This is a genomic window from Saccharopolyspora sp. NPDC050642 (assembly GCF_040654735.1).
GTDB classification, from domain to species: domain Bacteria; phylum Actinomycetota; class Actinomycetes; order Mycobacteriales; family Pseudonocardiaceae; genus Saccharopolyspora; species Saccharopolyspora elongata.
This window is the reverse complement of the sequence record NZ_JBFAIN010000006.1, coordinates 151,262-169,512: the sequence shown is the minus strand read 5'-3', so window position 1 is coordinate 169,512 and position 18,251 is coordinate 151,262. Positions and strand designations below refer to the sequence as shown.

1 protein-coding gene is annotated in these 18,251 nt (G+C 71.3%); it reads right to left on the bottom strand.

Annotation, left to right across the window (positions count from 1 at the left end):
• Positions 1 to 8: 8 nt before the first annotated feature.
• Positions 9 to 18,197, bottom strand: a complete 18,189-nt coding sequence (locus AB0H93_RS12940; RefSeq protein ID WP_358571736.1) for an SDR family NAD(P)-dependent oxidoreductase — start codon at positions 18,195 to 18,197, stop codon at positions 9 to 11.
• Positions 18,198 to 18,251: the final 54 nt, after the last annotated feature.

Sequence of the window (18,251 nt, the reverse complement as noted above, 5' to 3'; positions counted from 1 at the left end):
CGCTCGGGTCAGGACTGTTCGAGGTCGCGGTCGATGAGTTCGAAGATCTCCTCGTCGGACGCCGATTCGATCGAGTCGTCGGCGGTGCCTCGTTCGCCGTGGTGCGTCCCGAGCAGCGCGGTCAGCCTCGCCACGACCTCGTTCCGCGAATCGGCGTGCAAGGGGATCGTCGCCAGGACGTCTTCGAGGTGGCTGAGCGCGGACAGCACGGACGTGGCGTCGCCATCCCCGCCGATCAGCTCGGCGCGCAGGTGCGCGGCCATCTTGTGCGGCGTCGGGTGCTCGAAGACGAGGGTGGTGGGCAGCCGCAGGTCGGTGGCCGTGGCGAGCCGGTTGCGCAGCTCCACCGAGGTGAGCGAGTCGAAACCGAGCTCCAGGAACGGGCGATCGGCGGGGATGTCGTCGAAACCGGTGTGCCCGAGAACGGCGGCGGCGTGCATCCGGACGACTTCCAGCACCGTGCGGTGCTGGTGCTGCTCGGGCATCCCCTGCAGCCGGGCCGTGAGCGGCTCGGCGTTCCGCGGCTGCGCCTCCCTGCGCTGCTCGGGGATTCGGCCGGCGAGCGACGCGGGGGCCTGGTGGCGCCGGAGCGCCTTCGGGTCGAGCTTGATCGGCAGCAGCATCGGCTCGGAACTGCCGAGCGCCTCCTCGAACAGGCGGATCCCGTCCTCCGGCTCGAACGGCAGGGCACCGCTGTTCGCCATGCGTTGCTGGTCGGCATGCGTGAGGTGCTGGGTCATGCCGTCGCCGGTGTTCCATGGGCCCCACGCGAGCGAGTGCGCGGGAAGCCCTTGGATGCGGCGGTATCGGGCGAAGACGTCGAGGAAGGTGTTGGCGGCGGCGTAGTTGGCCTGGCCGGGGTTGCCGAGGAATCCGGCGGCGGAGGAGTAGAGGACGAAGAACGCCAGGTCCTGCTGCCGGGTGGCGTGGTGCAGGTTCCAAGCGGAGTCCACTTTGGATTGGAGGACCGAGGTGAGCTGATCGGCGGTGATCGCGTGTACCGGTGCGTCGCGGAGGACGCCTGCGGTGTGGACGACGCCGGTCAGCGGGTGCTCGGCGGAGATGCCGTCGAGAAGCTCGGTGAGTTGGCGAGCGTCGGTGATGTCGCAGGCCGCGATGGTGACAGCGGCTCCGAGCGCGGTCAGCTCGCCGCGGAGGCTCTCGGCGTTGGGCGCGGCCGGGCCCTGGCGGCTGGCGAGCAGGAGGTGGCAGCCGGGGTAGTGGGTGGCCAGGTGCCGGGCCATGACGCTGCCGAGTGAGCCGGTGCCGCCGGTGATGAGGATGGTGCCGCGCGGATCGGGTGCGGTGGGGATGGTGAGCGCGAGTTTGCCGGTGTGACGGGCATTGCTGAGGTGCCGGAACGCCTCCGGAGCCCGGCGGACGTCCCACGTGGTCAGCGGCAGCGGGGTCAGGCGGCGTTGATCGAACAGCGCGGTGAGATCGGTGAGCATGGCCTGCAAGTGGGCCGGGTCGACCTCGGTGAGGTCGAAGGCGTGGTAGTGCAGCCCGGGGTGCTCGGCGGGGTCTCGGGGGTCGGTCTTGCCGAGCTCGATGAAGTACCCGCCGGGCGTGAGCAGCTCCAGCGAAGCGTCGAGGAGTTCCCCGGTGAGCGAGTTCAGGACGACGTCGACTGAGGGGAACTGTGTGGCGAAGTCCGGTGTGCGCGATGAGGCGATGTGATCTGCGGGAATGCCGAGTTCGCGCAGGGTTGCCCATTTGCTGGGGTGTGCGGTGGCGTAGATGTTGGCGCCGTAGTGCTGGAGCAGCTGGATCGCGGCCATCCCGATGCCACCCGCTGCGGCGTGCACGAGGACCTTCTGTCCTGGTTGGACTCCCGCCAGGTGGTGGAGGGCGTGGTAGGTGGTGAGGAAGACCGCGGGCGCGGTGGCGGCCTGGGCGAAACTCCACCCGTCGGGCACCGGCGCCAGCAGCCGGTGGTCGGTGATCGCGAGCGGGCCCATCGCGCCGGGCAGAAGGCCCCACACCCGGTCGCCGACCGACAGCTCGCCGACATCCCCGGCGACCTCGGTGATCACCCCGGAGCCCTCGATTCCCAGCGGCGGGGTGCCGGGGTACATGCCGAGGGTGTTGAGGACGTCGCGGAAGTTCACGCCGACCGCCCGCACCGCGACCCGGACCTGACCGGCCGTGAGCGGCGCCTCGGCCTCCGCGAACGCCGAAAGGCGGAGGTTGTCGATGCTGCCGCGCTCGGTCACGTCCAGCCGCCAAACACCGCTCTCGGGCGGCGTCAGCTCCTGCCGGGAATCGGCGCGGGTCAAGCGGGGTGCGAACATCGCACCTCCCCGCAACGCGAGCTGCCACGAGCCCGAGGCGATGGCCCTCCGCAGCAGATCCGGCACGTCCTGCTGGGAAAGATCGTCGGTGTCGACGAGCAGGATGCGATCCGGGTGTTCGTTCTGGGCCACTCGCAGCAGGCCCCACAACGGCCCCGTGACCAGGTCCGGCGTCTCACCCGGGTGCACCGCCACCGCGCCTCGGGTCGCCACCACCAGGTGGGTCGCCGACTGCTCCGGATCCGACAGCCACTCCTGCACCCGCCCCAGGGCCTCCTGCGCCAAGCCCTCCACCCGGGCCGGAACGGATCCGCTGCCCGCAGGCGACCGGTAGTCGAGCACCAGCGGCTCGGGTGCCTCGTCGCCGGGTTCGGCGGAGTGCGGCACCCAGTCGACGTGGAACAGCTCGCCCTTGCGCCCGCCGGTCGACCGCCGAAGGGTCAACGACCCGATGGTCGCCACCGGGCGCCCGGTGTGGTCGGCCATGGCGAGCGCCATGGTGTCCTCGCCGGTGTGGCGCAGCCGGACGCGAAGCCGCGACGAACCGGCGAAGTGGAGGCGGACGTTCGCCCAGGAGAAGACCAGTCGGGTTCGGTCGTCGCCCCGGTCGTCGCCGATGACGGCGGCGTGCTGGGTGGCGTCGAGGAGCGCGGGGTGGACGGTCCAGCCCTGCGCGCCGTTCTCGTCGGGCAATGCGACCTCGGCGTAGATGTCGTCGCCGAGCCGCCAGGCGGAGTGCAGGCCGCAGAACGAGGGGCCGTAATCGAAGCCCTGCCCGGCGAGCACGTCGTACAGATCGCTGACGTCGACGGCGACCGCACCCTCCGGCGGCCAGGCCGTCAGTTCCGGTGCATCGTCGCCCTCGGCGCTGCTGGCGGTGGCGGTCGCGTGGCGGGTCCACGACTCGCCCTCGCCGCGTGAATGGATCGACAGGTTCCGCCGGCCGTCGTCGTCAACGGCCGTGGCGGTCACGTGGAGCGCGATGTGGCCGTGCTCCCGGAGTTCGAGGGGCGTGAGGACGGTGAGGTCGTCCAGTTGATGCCCGAGCTCGGTGGCGACGTGGAGCGCCATGTCGAGGAACGCGGTGCCGGGCAGCAGGACGGTGCCCAGGACGACGTGGTCGGCGAGCCAGGGGTGGTCGTCGAGCGAGACGCGCCCGGTGAAGATCACCTCGCCGGTGTCGGGGACGTCGGTGCGCGCGGACAGCAGCGGGTGCCCGCTGCTGTCCAGCCCCAGCGTCTCCGGCCTTCCGGCGGAAGCCGTCGGGCTGAGCCAGTACCGCTGGCGCTGGAAGGCGTAGGTGGGCAGGTCGAAGGTCCGGGCCGGGGGCAGGAGGGTGGCCCAGCGCGGGCTGAGTCCGGTGGTGTGCGCGCAGGTCAGGGCCGTGAGGTACGCGGTGGTGTCGTCCGTGCCGGGCTTGAGGGTGGCGTGGCTGGGCGTGTCGTGGGTGGTGCGCGCGAGGGTGGAGAGCGTGGTGTCCGGCCCGAGCTCGATGTGGTGCGTGACGGTGTGGTTCTGGTGCAGCCAGGTGAGCGCGGGGTGGAACCGGACGGCCTGCCGGATCTGCCGGGCCCAGTAGGCCGGTGTCGCGATGTCGTCGGTGATCGTCCCGGTGACGGTGGAGATGATCGGGATCGTCGCCGGGTGGTAGGTCAGCTCCCGGGCGGTCTGTTCGAGCGCGTCGACCAGCGGCTCGCAGTGGGGCGAGTGGAAGGCGCGGCTGGTGTGCAGTACCCGGGTGGTGCGGCCTTGATCGCGCCCGTGTTCGGTGATGGCCCGCACCGGGCCGGGGTCGCCGGAGATCACTGTGGACCGCGGGCTGTTGATCGCGGCGATGGACACGCCGCTGTCCGGGGCTAGGAGTTCGGGGTGGGCAGCGGTGAGCTCGTCTTCGCCGGCCTGGATGCTCGCCATCACCCCGGTGCCGGGCAGGGTGCGCATCAGCTGAGCCCGCGCCGCCAGCAGGCGTGCCGCGTCGGGGAGGGTGAGTACGCCTGCGAGGTGGGCGGCGGTGAGTTCGCCGATGGAGTGGCCGATGAGGTAGTCGGGCCTGATGCCGTGGTGTTCGAGCAGTCGGAACAAGGCGACTTGCAGTGCGAACAGCGCTGGCTGTGCGATCAGCGTGTCTTCGACTTCTTCGGGCTTGCCGTGGAAGACGATGTCGGTGAGCGGTCGGTCCAGTCCGAGCAGCGGGTCCAGGTGCGCGCACGCCTCGTCCCAGGCTTCGGCGAACACGGGGAACGCCTCATGCAGCCCCTGTCCCATGCCGGGGCGTTGGCTGCCTTGCCCGGACAGCAGCATCGCCACGTGGTTGCGGCGGGTCGTCGCCAAGCCGCGGATGATCCCGTCCGCGTCACGGCCGCAGGCCAGATCATCCAGCCCTGCCAGCAGTTCCTCGCGGTCGGAGCCCAGGATCGCGGCGCGGTGTTCGAAGGCGGCTCGGGTGGTGGCCAGTGACCAGGCGACCTCGGTGGGCGTCCAGTCGTCCCGGTTGTGGAGCTGGGCGTGCAGCCGCTCTGCTTGCATTGGCAGGGCGTCCGGTGTCTTCGCGGAGATCATCCATGGCACCTGAACCGAGTCCGCAGTGTCCTTTGTGGACTCATTCGGTGGTGCCTGTTCGAGGATGAGGTGCGCGTTGGTGCCGGAAACACCGAAGGAGGAGACAGCGGCCCGGCGCGGCCGGTCGCCTTCCGGCCAGGACCGGGACTCCGTGAGCAGCGCGAGGGCGCCGCTGCTCCAGTCGACGTGGGTCGACGGTTCGTCGGCGTGGAGCGTGGCGGGCAGCTGGTCGTGTCGGAGGGCCTGGATCATCTTGATGACCCCGGCGACGCCCGCGGCGGCTTGGGCGTGGCCGATGTTGGACTTCAGCGACCCGAGCCACACCGGTTGTTCGGCGGTGTGGTGCTTGCCGTAGGTGGCCAGCAGTGCTTGGGCTTCGATGGGGTCGCCGAGCGATGTCCCGGTGCCGTGGGCTTCGACGGCGTCGACATCGGCCGGGGTGAGCCCGGCGTTGGCGAGCGCCTGCTGGATGACGCGTTCCTGGGACGGACCGTTGGGCGCGGTCAGGCCGTTGCTGGCGCCGTCCTGGTTGATCGCGCTGCCCCGGATCACGGCCAGCACGCGGTGACCGTTGCGCTGGGCGTCCGAGAGCCGCTCCAGCATCACGACCCCGACGCCTTCCGACCAGGTGGTGCCGTCCGCTGCGGCGGAAAACGCCTTGCAGCGCCCGTCCCGCGCCAGGCCCCGCTGGCGGCTGAACTCCAGGAAGATGCCCGGAGCCGCCATGATCGTCACCCCGCCGGCCAGCGCCAGCCTCGCCTCGCCGGAGCGCAGCGACTGGCACGCGAGGTGCATCGCCACCAGCGACGACGAGCATGCCGTGTCCACTGTGACCGCCGGGCCTTCCAGCCCGAGGGTGTAGGCGACCCGTCCCGACATGACGCTCGGCGTCGTGCCCGTGAGCGCGTGGCCGGAGGAATCCGGCGCCACCTGGTGCAGCGGCGGGCCGTAGTCCTGCGCGGTCGCTCCGATGAAGGTCCCGGTGGCGGTGCCGCGGAGCGTCGCCGGATCGATTCCGGCGTTCTCGATCGCTTCCCACGTGGTTTCGAGGAGCAGGCGCTGCTGGGGATCCATGGCGAGTGCCTCGCGCGGGCTGATGCCGAAGAACGCCGGATCGAACTCCGCCGCGTCCAGCAGGAATCCGCCCTGCCGGCAGTACGTCGTCCCCGGGTTGTCGGGATCCGGGTGGAAGAGGCGCTGGAGGTCCCAGCCGCGGTTCGCCGGGAAGTCCGAGATCGCGTCCGTGGCGGAGGCGACCAGGTCCCAGAGCTGGTCCGGCGATGCCACACCGCCCGGCAGCCGGCACGCCATGCCGACGACCGCGATCGGCTCGCGCTCGTCGACCGGCGCGGAGTCCGGTGCGGACCGGGTGCTCGGCTCGCCCAGCAGCAGTTCCAGCAGGTGGTCCGCGAGCTGGGTGGGCGTGGGGTGGTCGTAGATGAGGGTGGCGGGGAGGGAGGTCCGGGTGGTGGCGGCGAGTTGGTTGCGGAGCTGGATCGCGGTGACGGAGTCGTAGCCGATCTGCTGGAACGTGTGGTGGGTGGGGATCGAGTCGGGGGCGGCGTAGTTGAGGACGGCGGCGGCGTGCCGGATGACGTGGTCGAGGAGGTGGGTGTGCCGTTGGTGCGCGGGGAGCTGGGCGAGCTCCTGGCGGAGCTTGGCGGTCGATGTCGTATCGCCCTTGGGGCGGCGGGTGTCCTCGCTTTCCGCCACGCGGGCGGTGGTCGGTGCGAGCCAGAACCGTTCGCGCTGGAACGGGTATGTGGGGAGGGCGATGCGCTCGCGGGCGGGCAGGACGGCCTGCCATGCGATGGGCGTGCCGTTGGCCCAGAGGTGCGCGGCGTTGGCGAGGAGCGTGTCCCGGCCGGGGTGGTCGCGGTGCAGCGTGGTCGCGCTGGTCGCGTCGGCGGCGATGGTGTTGATGTGGTGCGTCAGCGTGGGGTGCGGGCTGGGTTCGAGGTAGGTCCGGTGCCCGGAGGTGTTCAGCCGCGTGATGGTGCGGTGGAAGTTCACGGTGGTGGCGAGGTTGGTGTACCAGTAGTCGGCGTCGAGTCCGGTGGTGTCCAGCACATCGCCGGTGACGGTGGAGTGGAACGGGATTTCGGCGGCTTTCGGGGTGAGTCCGGCGAGTCGTTCCAGCAGTGGCTGTCGGAGGGTTTCGACGTGGTGGCTGTGGGAGGCGTAGTCCACCGGTAGCACGCGGCATCGCACACCTCGGTCGGTGAGCGTGGCGTGGAGGTAGTGGATGGCGTCGGTGTCGCCGGAGAGCACGGTGGCGGTGGGGCTGTTGATCGCGGCGATCGAAACCCGCTCGTCGAGATGGGGTTGGAGGTCGTCGACGGAGAGTGCGGTGGAGAGCATGCTGCCGTGTCCGGCGAGGTGGGTGCGGATCAGCTGGGATCGCAGGGCGACGACGCGTGCGGCTTGGTCGAGGTCGAGTGCACCGGCGATGTGCGCGGCGGCGATTTCTCCTTGGGAGTGGCCGACGACGGCGGCTGGCCGGACTCCATGGGATTGCCAGACCCGGGTCAGGGAGACCATGACGGCGAACAGGGCCGGTTGGACGACATCGACCCGTTCCAAGGCGTCGCCGTTGCGGAGCAGGTCGGTCACCGACCAGTCCTGATATCTCGACAATGCTTGATCGCATTCGGCCAGGGCTGCGGCGAAGACCGGGTTGGTGTCGAGCAGTTCGCGTCCCATGCCGGGCCATTGGCCGCCCTGACCGGGGAAGACCAGCACCACGCGATCCGGATCCGGCGTCATGGGGCCGGTGCGCTGCATGATCCGGGGGGAGGCGTCGCCGCGAGCCAAGACGTGCAGCTCGTTCAGCAGCTCGTCCCGGTCGCGCCCGAGGACCACTGCTCGGTGTTCGAGCGCGGCACGGGTGGTGGCCAGCGACCACGCCACGTTCGAAGGCGTCCAACCGGAGTCCCGCGCCAAGTGGTCGTGCAGCCGTGCTGCTTGCGCCGCGAGGGCCTCGGGCGTCCTGGCGGAGACCACCCACGGAACCAGATCACCAGTGCCGACGACGATCTCCGCAGGGTCATTGTCCTGTGTGGACTCTTCTGCTGGGGCCTGTTCGAGGATGAGATGTGCGTTGGTGCCGGAGACGCCGAAGGAGGAGACGGCGGCGCGGCGTGGCCGGTCGGCTTCCGGCCACGGCTGCGGCTCGGTGAGCAGCGCGAGAGTGCCGCTGCTCCAGTCGATGTGTGCTGATGGTTCGTCGGCGTGCAGCGTCGCGGGCAGTTCGTCGTGGTGGAACGCCTGCACCATTTTGATGACACCGGCGACGCCCGCGGCGGCCTGGGCGTGGCCGATGTTGGACTTCAGCGACCCGAGCCACACCGGTTGTTCGGCGGTGTGGTGCTTGCCGTAGGTGGCCAGCAGTGCTTGGGCTTCGATCGGGTCGCCCAGCGATGTCCCGGTGCCGTGGGCTTCGACGGCGTCGATGTCGGCGGGGGTGAGTCCGGCGTTGGCCAGTGCTTGCTGGATGACGCGTTCCTGCGACGGTCCGTTGGGTGCGGTGAGCCCGTTGCTGGCACCGTCCTGGTTCACCGCGCTACCCCGAATCACGGCCAGAACGCGGTGACCGTTGCGCTGCGCGTCGGAGAGGCGTTCCAGCGCTACGACCCCGGCGCCTTCGGCCCAGCTCGTGCCGTCGGCCTCGGCGGAGAACGCTTTGCAGCGGCCGTCTTGCGCGAGTCCGCGCTGGCGGCTGAACTCGATGAACATCCCGGGTGTCGCCATGATCGTGGCCCCGCCGGCAAGCGCCATGCTCGACTCGCCCGACCGCAGCGACTGGCACGCCAGGTGCATCGCCACCAGCGACGACGAGCACGCGGTGTCCACGGTCACCGCCGGGCCTTCCAAGCCCAGCAGATAGGCCACTCGCCCCGAGATCGCGCTGGAGGTCGTGCCGGTCAGGACGTGCCCTTCCACGTCCTTCGCCGCGTTGTGCAGCCGCGCCCCGTAGTCCTGCGGGATCGCTCCGACGAAGACGCCGGTCGGGCTGCCGCGCAGTTCGCCAGGGTCGATGCCCGCGTTTTCGAGGACTTCCCAGGTGGTTTCGAGCAGGAGCCGCTGCTGGGGGTCCATGGCCAGCGCTTCTCGGGGGCTGATGCTGAAGAACGCCGGGTCGAACTGGTCGGCGTCGTGCAGGAACCCGCCGTGGCGGGCGTACGACTTTCCCGACGCGTCGGGGTCCGGGTCGAAGAGGTCGTCCAGGTTCCAGCCGCGGTTGGTGGGGAAGCCGGAGATGACGTCGGCACCGGACGCGACCAGCTGCCACAGCTCGTCCGGTGAGTGCACGTTGCCGGGAAGCCGGCATGCCATGCCGACGATGGCGATCGGCTCGTCGTCGGCGCGCCGCGTCGTCCTCGGGCCGGGTCGGGTCTTTGGGCGATCGGCCAGCAGGAGGGCGCACAGCCGGTCGGACAGCGTCCAGGGCGTGGGGTGGTCGAAGATCAGTCCAGGCGGCAGGGAAAGCCCGGTGGCGGCGGCGAGCCGGTTCCGCAGCTCCACCGAGGTCAACGAGTCGAACCCCAGGCCCTTGAAGCTCGACCGCGAGTCGATGCTCGCCGGATCGGAGTGGCCCAGAACCGCAGCGGCGTGGGCTTGGACGAGCTCCAGCACCACGCGGTGGCGCTGCGCCTCGGGAACGGCCGCCAAGCGACCGGCCAACGACGACGGTGCCGCTGCCCGCCGCGTTCGGGTCCGGCCGGGAGTCAGGTCGCTCAGCAGTGCGGCCGGCCGGCGCTTGTTGTCGAGGCGGAGCGGCACCAGGTACGGGTCCGGGCTGCCGCCGGCTTGGTCGAAAAGGCGGAGGGCCTCGCCGGGATCGAGGAAGTGCATCCCGATGTCCGCCATGCGCTCCCGCTCGCCGCGGGTGAGGTGCTGCGTCATGCCGCGGTCGGTGCTCCAAGGTCCCCAGGCGAGCGAGTGCGCCGGAAGCCCTTGGGAGTGGCGGTGTTCGGCGAGGGCGTCGAGGAAGGTGTTGGCGGCGGCGTAGTTGGCTTGGCCGGGGTTGCCGAGCAGTGCGGCGGCGGAGGAGTAGAGGGCGAAGAACGCGAGGTCCTGCTGCCGGGTGGCGTGGTGCAGGTTCCAGGCGGAGTCCACTTTGGATTTCAGGACCGCGGCGAGCTGATCGGCGGTGAGCGCGTGTACCGGGGCGTCGTGGAGGGCGCCGACGGCGTGGACGACCCCGGTGAGCGGCCGGTCAGCCGGGATGGTGTCAAGAAGTCGTTGCACGGCAACGGAATCGGTGAAGTCGCAGGCCGTGATGCTGACGTCCGCCCCGAGCGATCGCAGCTCGTCGCGGAGCTGTGCCGCTCCCGGTGCTGCTGGGCCTTGGCGGCTGGCCAGGAGGAGGTGCGCGGGTTGTTGTGCGGCGAGGTGGCGGGCGAGGGTGGTGCCGAGGGCGCCGGTGCCGCCGGTGATGAGGATGGTGCCGTGGGGTTTGGATGGTGTGGGGATGGTGAGTGCGAGTTTGCCGGTGTGGCGGGCGTTGCTGAGGTGCCGGAAGGCTTCCGGGGCTTGCCGGATGTCCCACGCGGTCACCGGCAGCGGAGCTAGGGCGCCGCTGGCGAACAGGCGGGTGAGGTCGCCGAGCATGGCCTGGAGGTGGTCGGGGTCGGCTTCGGTGAGGTCGAAGGAGTGGTAGTGCAGTCCGGGGTGTTCGGCGGGGTCTCGGGGGTCGGTCTTGCCGAGCTCGACGAAGTGCCCACCCGGTTTGAGCAGTTCCAGCGATGCGTCGAGGAGATCGCCTGTGAGCGAGTTGAGGACGACGTCGACTGAGGGGAACTGTGTGGCGAAGTCCGGTGTGCGCGATGAGGCGATGTGATCTGCGGGAATGCCGAGTTCGCGCAGGGTTGCCCATTTGCTGGGGTGTGCGGTGGCGTAGATGTTGGCGCCGTAGTGCTGGAGCAGCTGGATCGCGGCCATGCCGACGCCGCCCGCGGCGGCGTGCACGAGCACGCGCTGCCCCGGCTGGACCCGTGCCAGGTGGTGGAGGGCGTGGTAGGCGGTGAGGAACACCGCGGGCGTGGCGGCGGCCTGGGCGAACGTCCAGTCCTGCGGTACGCGGGCGAACACGCGGTGATCGCCGACCGCCAGCGGCCCCATCGCGCCGGGCAGCATGCCCGCCACCCGGTCGCCGACCGACAGGCGATCGACATCGGAGGCGGCCTCGGTGACGACACCGGCGACCTCGATGCCCAGCGGCGGGGTGCCGGGGTACATGCCGAGGGCGTTGAGCACATCCCGGAAGTTCAGCCCGACGGTCCGTACCGAGACCCGGACCTGACCAGCCGAAAGCGGCGCCTCGGCCTCCTCGAATGCCGCCAGGTCGAGGTTGTCGATGCTGCCGCGGTCGGTCACGTCCAGCCGCCACGCGCGGCCCTCGGGCGGGGTGAGGACCTTTTGGGCGCGCGTCAGCCGGGGCACGAACAGCGAATCGCCGCGCACCGCGATCTGCGGTTCACCCTGGCGCAGGGCAACGCCGACGACTTGCCGCAGCCCGTCGTGATCGGTGTGCGCGTCGGCATCGACGAGGAGGATCCGGTCGGGGTGCTCGTTCTGCGCCACCCGCAGCAGGCCCCACAGCGGGCCGGTGACCAGGTCCGGAACCTCTCCCGGCTGCACCGCCACCGCGCCCCGCGTCACCAGCGCCAGACGCGTCTCCGCCCCGTCCGACAACCAGCTCTGCACCTGATCCAGCGCTTCCCGGGTGACTCGAGCAACGCACGCCGGGACGTCCTCCGACGGATCGATCGCGCGGAAGTCGGCCAGCACCACATCGGGGCGCGGATCACCGCTCTCCGCGTGCAGATCCGCGTTCAGCTGCGTCCACTTCAGACGGAGCAGCTCGGCGTCCCGGCCGCCGGCGGTCGCGGCCGGCCGCAGGGTCAGGGCCTCGATCTCGGCCACGGGATCGCCGGTCTCGTCCGCGGCGGCGATGCGGATCGTGCCGGAACCGACCGGCCGGATGCCGACCCGGAGGCGTTGCGCGCTCCGCTGGTGGAGCCGGATTCCGCTCCAGGAGAAGGGGAGGAGCGCGTCCTGGGAGTCGCCGAGCCTCGGCAGCAGGGCCGCCTGGAGCGCGGGATCGAGCAGTGCGGGGTGGATCGCCCAGCCGCCTGCGCCGGCTTCTTCGGGCAAGGTGACCTCGGCGTACAGGTCGTCGCCGTCCTCCCACAGGGCTTGGAGCCCCTGGAACGCAGGCCCGTAGTCGAGGCCGCGGTCGCCGAAGATGTCGTACGCAGCGGCCAGATCCACCGGCGTGGCGTGCTCCGGCGGTGCGGTCTCCGGAAAGTCGCCCCGAGGACGTTGCGCATCGGCGCTCAAAACACCGGCGGCGTGCTGGACCCAGTCCTGGGCTTCGTCGTCGGCCGACTCGCGGGAGTGGATGGTGACATCGCGATTTCCGGACTCGCTCTCCGGCGCGATCGTCAGGCGCAGCGCGAGGTGCCCGTGGGCGGGCAGCGCGAGCGGCGTGTGGAGGGTGAGTTCTTCGACGGTGCAGTCGAGTTGCGCGGCCGCGTGCAACGTCATGTCGAGTAGCGCGGTACCCGGGAGCAGCACGGTGCCCTGGACGACGTGGTCGGCCAGCCACGGCTGCGTTTCGAGCGAGATCCGCCCGGTGAAGACCGTCTCGCCGGTCTGCGGCATGTCGACGCGTGCGGTGAGCAGCGGGTGCCCGGTGCTCGCCAGCCCCAGCGTCTCGGGGCGCCCGGCCGACCGTTCCGCGTTCAGCCAGTACCGCTGGTGCTGGAAGGCGTAGGTGGGGAGGTCCATGGTCCGGCTCGGCGGGAGGAGCGCGGGCCAGCGGACCGGGAGGCCCGTGGCGTGGGCTCCGGCGAGGGCGGTGACGTAGGCGGTCGCGTCGTCGGTACCGGCGCGCAAGGTGGGGTGGCCTGGTGTGTCGTGCGTGGTGCGCGCGAGCGTGGTGAGGGGCGCGTCGGGACCGAGCTCCAGATGATGCGTGACGTTGTGGTGCTCGTGGAGCCAGGCGAGGGCAGGGGCGAAGCGGACAGGTCGACGTACCTGGCGTGCCCAGTAGGCCGGGGTGGTGAGCTCGTCGGTGACGTTCCCGGTGACGGTGGAGATGATCGGGATCTTCGGCGGGTGGAAGGTCAGCTTGCGAGCGATGCGTTCGAGCTCATCGAGCAGCGGCTCGCAGTGCGGCGAGTGGAAAGCGCGGCTGGTGTGCAGGTCCCGAACGGTGCGACCCTGCCCGCGCCAGTGCTCTCGGATGGCGTGGACGGCGTCGGGATCACCGGAGACGACGGTCGACTGCGGGGCGTTGACCGCGGCGATCGAGACGCCGCTGTGCGGGTCGAGGAGCTCGGGGTGCACGTCGAGGAGTTCCTGCTCCGCTGCCTGGATCCCGGCCATGATCCCGTGCGCGGGGAGGGCCTGCATCAACCGGGCCCGCCCGGCGAGCAGGGCGGCGGCGTCGGGCAGGGAGAACACCCCGGCGAGGTGCGCGGCGGTGAGCTCGCCGACCGAATGGCCGATGAGGTGATCCGGCACGACGCCGTGGTGTTCGAGCAGCCGGAACAACGCGACCTGCAGTGCGAACAGCGCAGGCTGAGCGACCAGCGTTTGTGCCACCTCGGCGTCGTCGCCGTGGAACACGATGTCGGTGAGCGGTCGGTCCAGGCCCAGCAGCGGGTCCAGGTGCGCGCACGCTTCGTCCCAGGCGCGGGCGAACACCGGGAACGCCTCGTGCAGCCCACGGCCCATGCCGGGACGCTGGCTTCCCTGGCCGGACAGCAGCATGGCGAGGCTCGGCTGGTCTGCGGCGGTGCCTTGCACGATGTCCGAAGCGTCCCCGGAACCGGCGAGGGTTTCCAGCCCTGCCAACAATTCCTCGCGGCCGGTGCCGACGATCGCAGCCCGGTGCGAGAAGGCGGTGCGGGTGGTGGCCAGCGACCGAGCCACCTCGGCCGGCGTCCAGCCGTCCCGGGCGTCGAGGTGGGAAAGCAGGCGTTCTGCTTGTGATGCAAGAGCTTCCGGCGTTCTCGCGGAGATCAACCACGGCACGGCGCCCGAATCCGCGGTCGAGATCGGAGTGTCCGCTGTGGACTCCGTGGTCGGCGGCTGTTCGAGGACGAGGTGCGCGTTGGTGCCGGAGATGCCGAACGACGAGACGGCGGCGCGACGCGGCCGTTCGCTCGCGAGCCACGGCCGGGGTTGATCGAGCAGTGCGACGGCGCCGCTGCTCCAGTCGACGTGGGGAGACGGTTCGTCGGCGTGCAGCGTGGCGGGCAGCTCTTCGTGGTGGAGCGCCTGCACCATCTTGATGACGCCCGCGACACCGGCAGCTGCTTGGGTGTGGCCGATGTTGGACTTCAGCGATCCCAGCCACACCGGCCGTTCGGGGCTGTGGTGCTTGCCGTAGGTGGCGAGCAGTGCTTGGGCTTCGATCGGATCGCCCAACGCCGTGCCGGTGCCGTGGGCTTCCACGGCGTCGACGTCGGCGGGCGTGAGCCCGGCGTTGGCCAAGGTCTGCAGGATCACCCGCTCCTGGGCAAGTCCGCTCGGCGCGGTCAGGCCGTTGCTGGCGCCGTCCTGGTTGATCGCGCTTCCCCGGATCACAGCCAGGACCCGGTGGCCGTTGCGCGCGGCCTCCGACAGCCGCTCCAACACCACCACTCCGACGCCTTCGGCCCAGCTGGTTCCGTCGGCGTCGGCGGAGAACGCCTTGCAGCGCCCGTTCTGCGCCAGCCCGCGCTGGCGGCTGAACTCGATGAACATGCCGGGCGTGGCCATCACGGTCACCCCGCCGGCCAGCGCCAGGCCCGACTCGCCCGACCGCAGCGATTCGCAGGCCAGATGCATCGCTACCAGCGACGACGAGCACGCGGTGTCCACTGTAACCGCCGGTCCGTGCAGGCCCAGGGAGTAGGCGATCCGCCCGGACAGGATGCTCGGCGTGGTGCCGGTCAGCGCATGCCCCTCGCCGGACTGGTCCAGGCGAGGCCCGTAGTCCTGCGCGGTCGCGCCGACGAACGTCCCGGTGGACGTGCCGCGCAGCGCCGCCGGATCGATCCCGGCGCGCTCCAACGCCTCCCACGACGTTTCCAGCAGCAGCCGCTGCTGGGGGTCCATCGCCAGCGCTTCGCGCGGGCTGATGCCGAAGAAGGCGGGATCGAAGGCCGCCGCGTCGTGCAGGAATCCGCCCTGCCGGGCATAGGACTTGCCGGCCGCGTCCGGATCCGGGTCGAAGAGGGCGTCCAGGTCCCAGCCGCGATCGGTGGGGAACCCGGAGATCGCGTCCGCGCCGGAGGCGACGAGCCGCCACAGGTCCTCCGGCGACCGCGCGCCACCGGGCAGGCGGCAGGCCATGCCGACGATCGCGATCGGCTCATCGCCGGCCGACGTGCTGACTGCGGTCGGCTCCCCACCACTGGCCCCGGCCAGCTCCGCGCGCAGGTGATCGGCCAGTTCGACGGGCGTCGGGTAGCTGTAGAGCGCCGCGGTCGTCAGCCGGAGCCCGGTGGCGGCGGAGAGGCGGTCGCGCAGCTCCACCGTCCCGAGCGAGTCGAAGCCGAGCTCGCGGAGCGTGCGTCGCGGTTCGACGTCCTCGGGCGAGGAATGCCCCAGGATGACGGCGGCTTGAGAGCGCACGAGCTCCAGCGGGTCCTGCTCGCTCTTGGTCTCGGGCGCCGCGACCGCCTCGTCGTCGGTCGCCTCCTCGTCCAGCCAGTACCGCCGCCGCTGGAAGGCGTAGGTCGGCAGGTCGATCCGCCGGCCTGCGGGCAGCAGAGCCGTCCAGTCGACGGGAACGCCGGTCGCGTGCGCGCGGGCGAGGCAGGTCAGCACGCTCTCGGGCTCCGGAAGATCCGGGTGCAGCGCCGGGATGGCCGGGATGTCGCCGCGCACCTCGCGCGCGAGCGTCGTGAGGGTCGTACCCGGGCCGAGTTCCAGGTGGTGGGTCGCTTCGTGGTTGCGGTGGAGCCAGGCCAGCGCCGGGTGGAACCGGACGGGATCGCGCAGCTGGCGCACCCAGTAGCCCGGCGTCGTGATCGCATCGCCGCGATCACCGGTCAGGGTGGAGATGATCGGGATGCCCGGCCGGTGGTAGGTGAGCCGCGACGCGGTCGACTCGAACTCGTCGAGGATGGCGTCGCAGTGCGGTGAGTGGAAGGCGCGGCTGGTGCGCAGCTGCCGGACGTGGCGGCCGGCTTGGCGCCAATGCCGCACGATCGCGTCCACCGGCTCGGGCTCGCCGGAGATCACCGTGCTGTCCGGCGCGTTGAGCGCCGCGATGGCCACGCCGCTCGCCGGGTCGGCGAGTTCGGGGTGGGACCGGGTGAGTTCGGCTTCGGTCGCCCGCACGGCGGCCATGACGCCGGAGGCCGGCAGCGACTGCATGAGGCGCGCGCGGGCGGCGAGCAGCGTCGCCGCATCGGGCAAGGTGAGGATGCCGGAGACGTGCGCCGCGCTCAGCTCGCCCACGGAGTGGCCGATGAGGAAGTCGGCGCCGATGCCGTGCCCCTCGAACAGCCGGAACAGCGCGACCTGGAGCGCGAACAGGGCGGGCTGCGCGACGAGCGTCTCGTTCAGTGCGTCCTGGCTGCCCGCGAAGACGACCTCGGTGAGCGGGCGGTCCATGCCGAGCAGCGGATCGAGGTGCTCGCACGCCTCGTCCCATGCTTCGGCGAACTCGGGAAAGGCGCGGTGGAGTTCGCGTCCCATCCCGGCTCGTTGGCTGCCTTGCCCGGAGAACAACATCGCGACGCCGATGCCGCCCGTCGCCACGCCGCGCACGAGCCCCGGACCTTCGCCGCCCCGCGCGAGTTCTTCCAGCCGGGCGAGCAGTTCTTCTTCGTCACGGCCGAGGATCGCGGCGCGCTGCGCGTGCTGGCTCCGCGTGGTCGCCAGCGACCACGCCACGTCGGACGGTGACCAGTCCCGGTGCTCGCGGAGGTGTGCGTGCAGCCGGGCCGCCTGCGCGCACAGCGCTTCCGGGGTCTTCCCCGAAACCAGCCAGGGCACGGTGCCCGTGATGTCGCCGGGCTCGCCGGTCTCGATGGCGGGCGGCTCCGTCATGACGAGGTGGCAGTTCGTGCCGCCCATGCCGAAGGAGCTCGCGCCCGCCGTCAGCGGCCGGTCCGGCCGGGGCCACGGCCCGAGTTCCCGCTGGACCGCCAGGTTCAGGGAATCCAGCGGAACAGCGGGATTCGGCGTCTCGAAGTTGAGGCTCGGCGGCAGCATGCGGTGCCGGATGGCCAGCGCCACCTTGAGCAGGCCGACGATGCCCGCCGCGCCCTCCAGGTGCCCGACGTTCGTCTTGGCGGAGCCGACCGGCAGGGGAGAGCCGGGCGGCCGGACGGCGCCCAGTGCCGCACCGAGCGCCGAGGCCTCCACCGGATCGCCCACCTTCGTGCCCGTGCCGTGCAGCTCGACGTACTGCACCTCCGCCGGGTCCACACCGGACGCCGCGTACGCCGCGCGGATGACTTCCCGCTGTGCCAACGAATCGGGCACCGTCAGGCCGTCGCTCGCGCCGTCGTTGTTGACCGCTCCGCCGCGGATCACGCAGTAGATAGGGTCGTTGTCGGCCACCGCCCGGGACACGGGCTTGAGGACGACCACGCCGCCGCCTTCGCCGCGCACGTATCCGTTGGCGCGGGCGTCGAAGGTGTAGCAGCGGCCGTCGGGCGACAGGCTGCCGAACTCCTCCACGCACTCCGAGCTCTCCGGCGCGAGGATGAGGTTCACGCCGCCCGCCAGCGCCAGATCGGTCTCCCCGGACCGCAGGTTCTCGCAGGCCAGGTGCACTGCCACCAGCGACGACGACTGCGCGCTGTCGACGACCATGCTCGGGCCGCGCAGCCCCAGGGCGTACGACACGCGATTCGCGATGATGCCGCGCTGCAAGCCGGTCGAGGTGTGCCGGCCGATCGCCCGCGGCGCACGGCGGTGCAGCAGGGTCGCGTAGTCGTCGGCCGCGCACCCGAGGAACACGCCGGCCCGGCTGCCCCGGATCCGGTCCGCGACGAGCCCGGCGTCTTCGAGCGCCTCCCAGGCCAGCTCCAGGACCAGCCGCTGCTGGGGATCCATCGCACGGGCCTCGCGCGGCGAGATGCCGAAGAAGTCGGCGTCGAAGCCGTCGACGCGATCGAGGAACCCGCCCCGGCGGGCGGCCCCGGACGCATCGGGGCCGCAGCGGTCGGCAGGAGCGTCGGCGATCGCGCTGCCGCCGTCCCGCAGCAGCCGCCACAACGCACGCATGTCCGCTGCTTTCGGGAGCCGACATGCGGCGCCGATGACGGCGATCCCGTCATCGGCGGCCGAACGATCTCCTATTCCTGCGCGGTCAGATCCGGGTACCAAGTGAACTCCCTGTCGGCTCGTTCAACACGCGGGTCCGGGGCCGGGCGCAGGTGC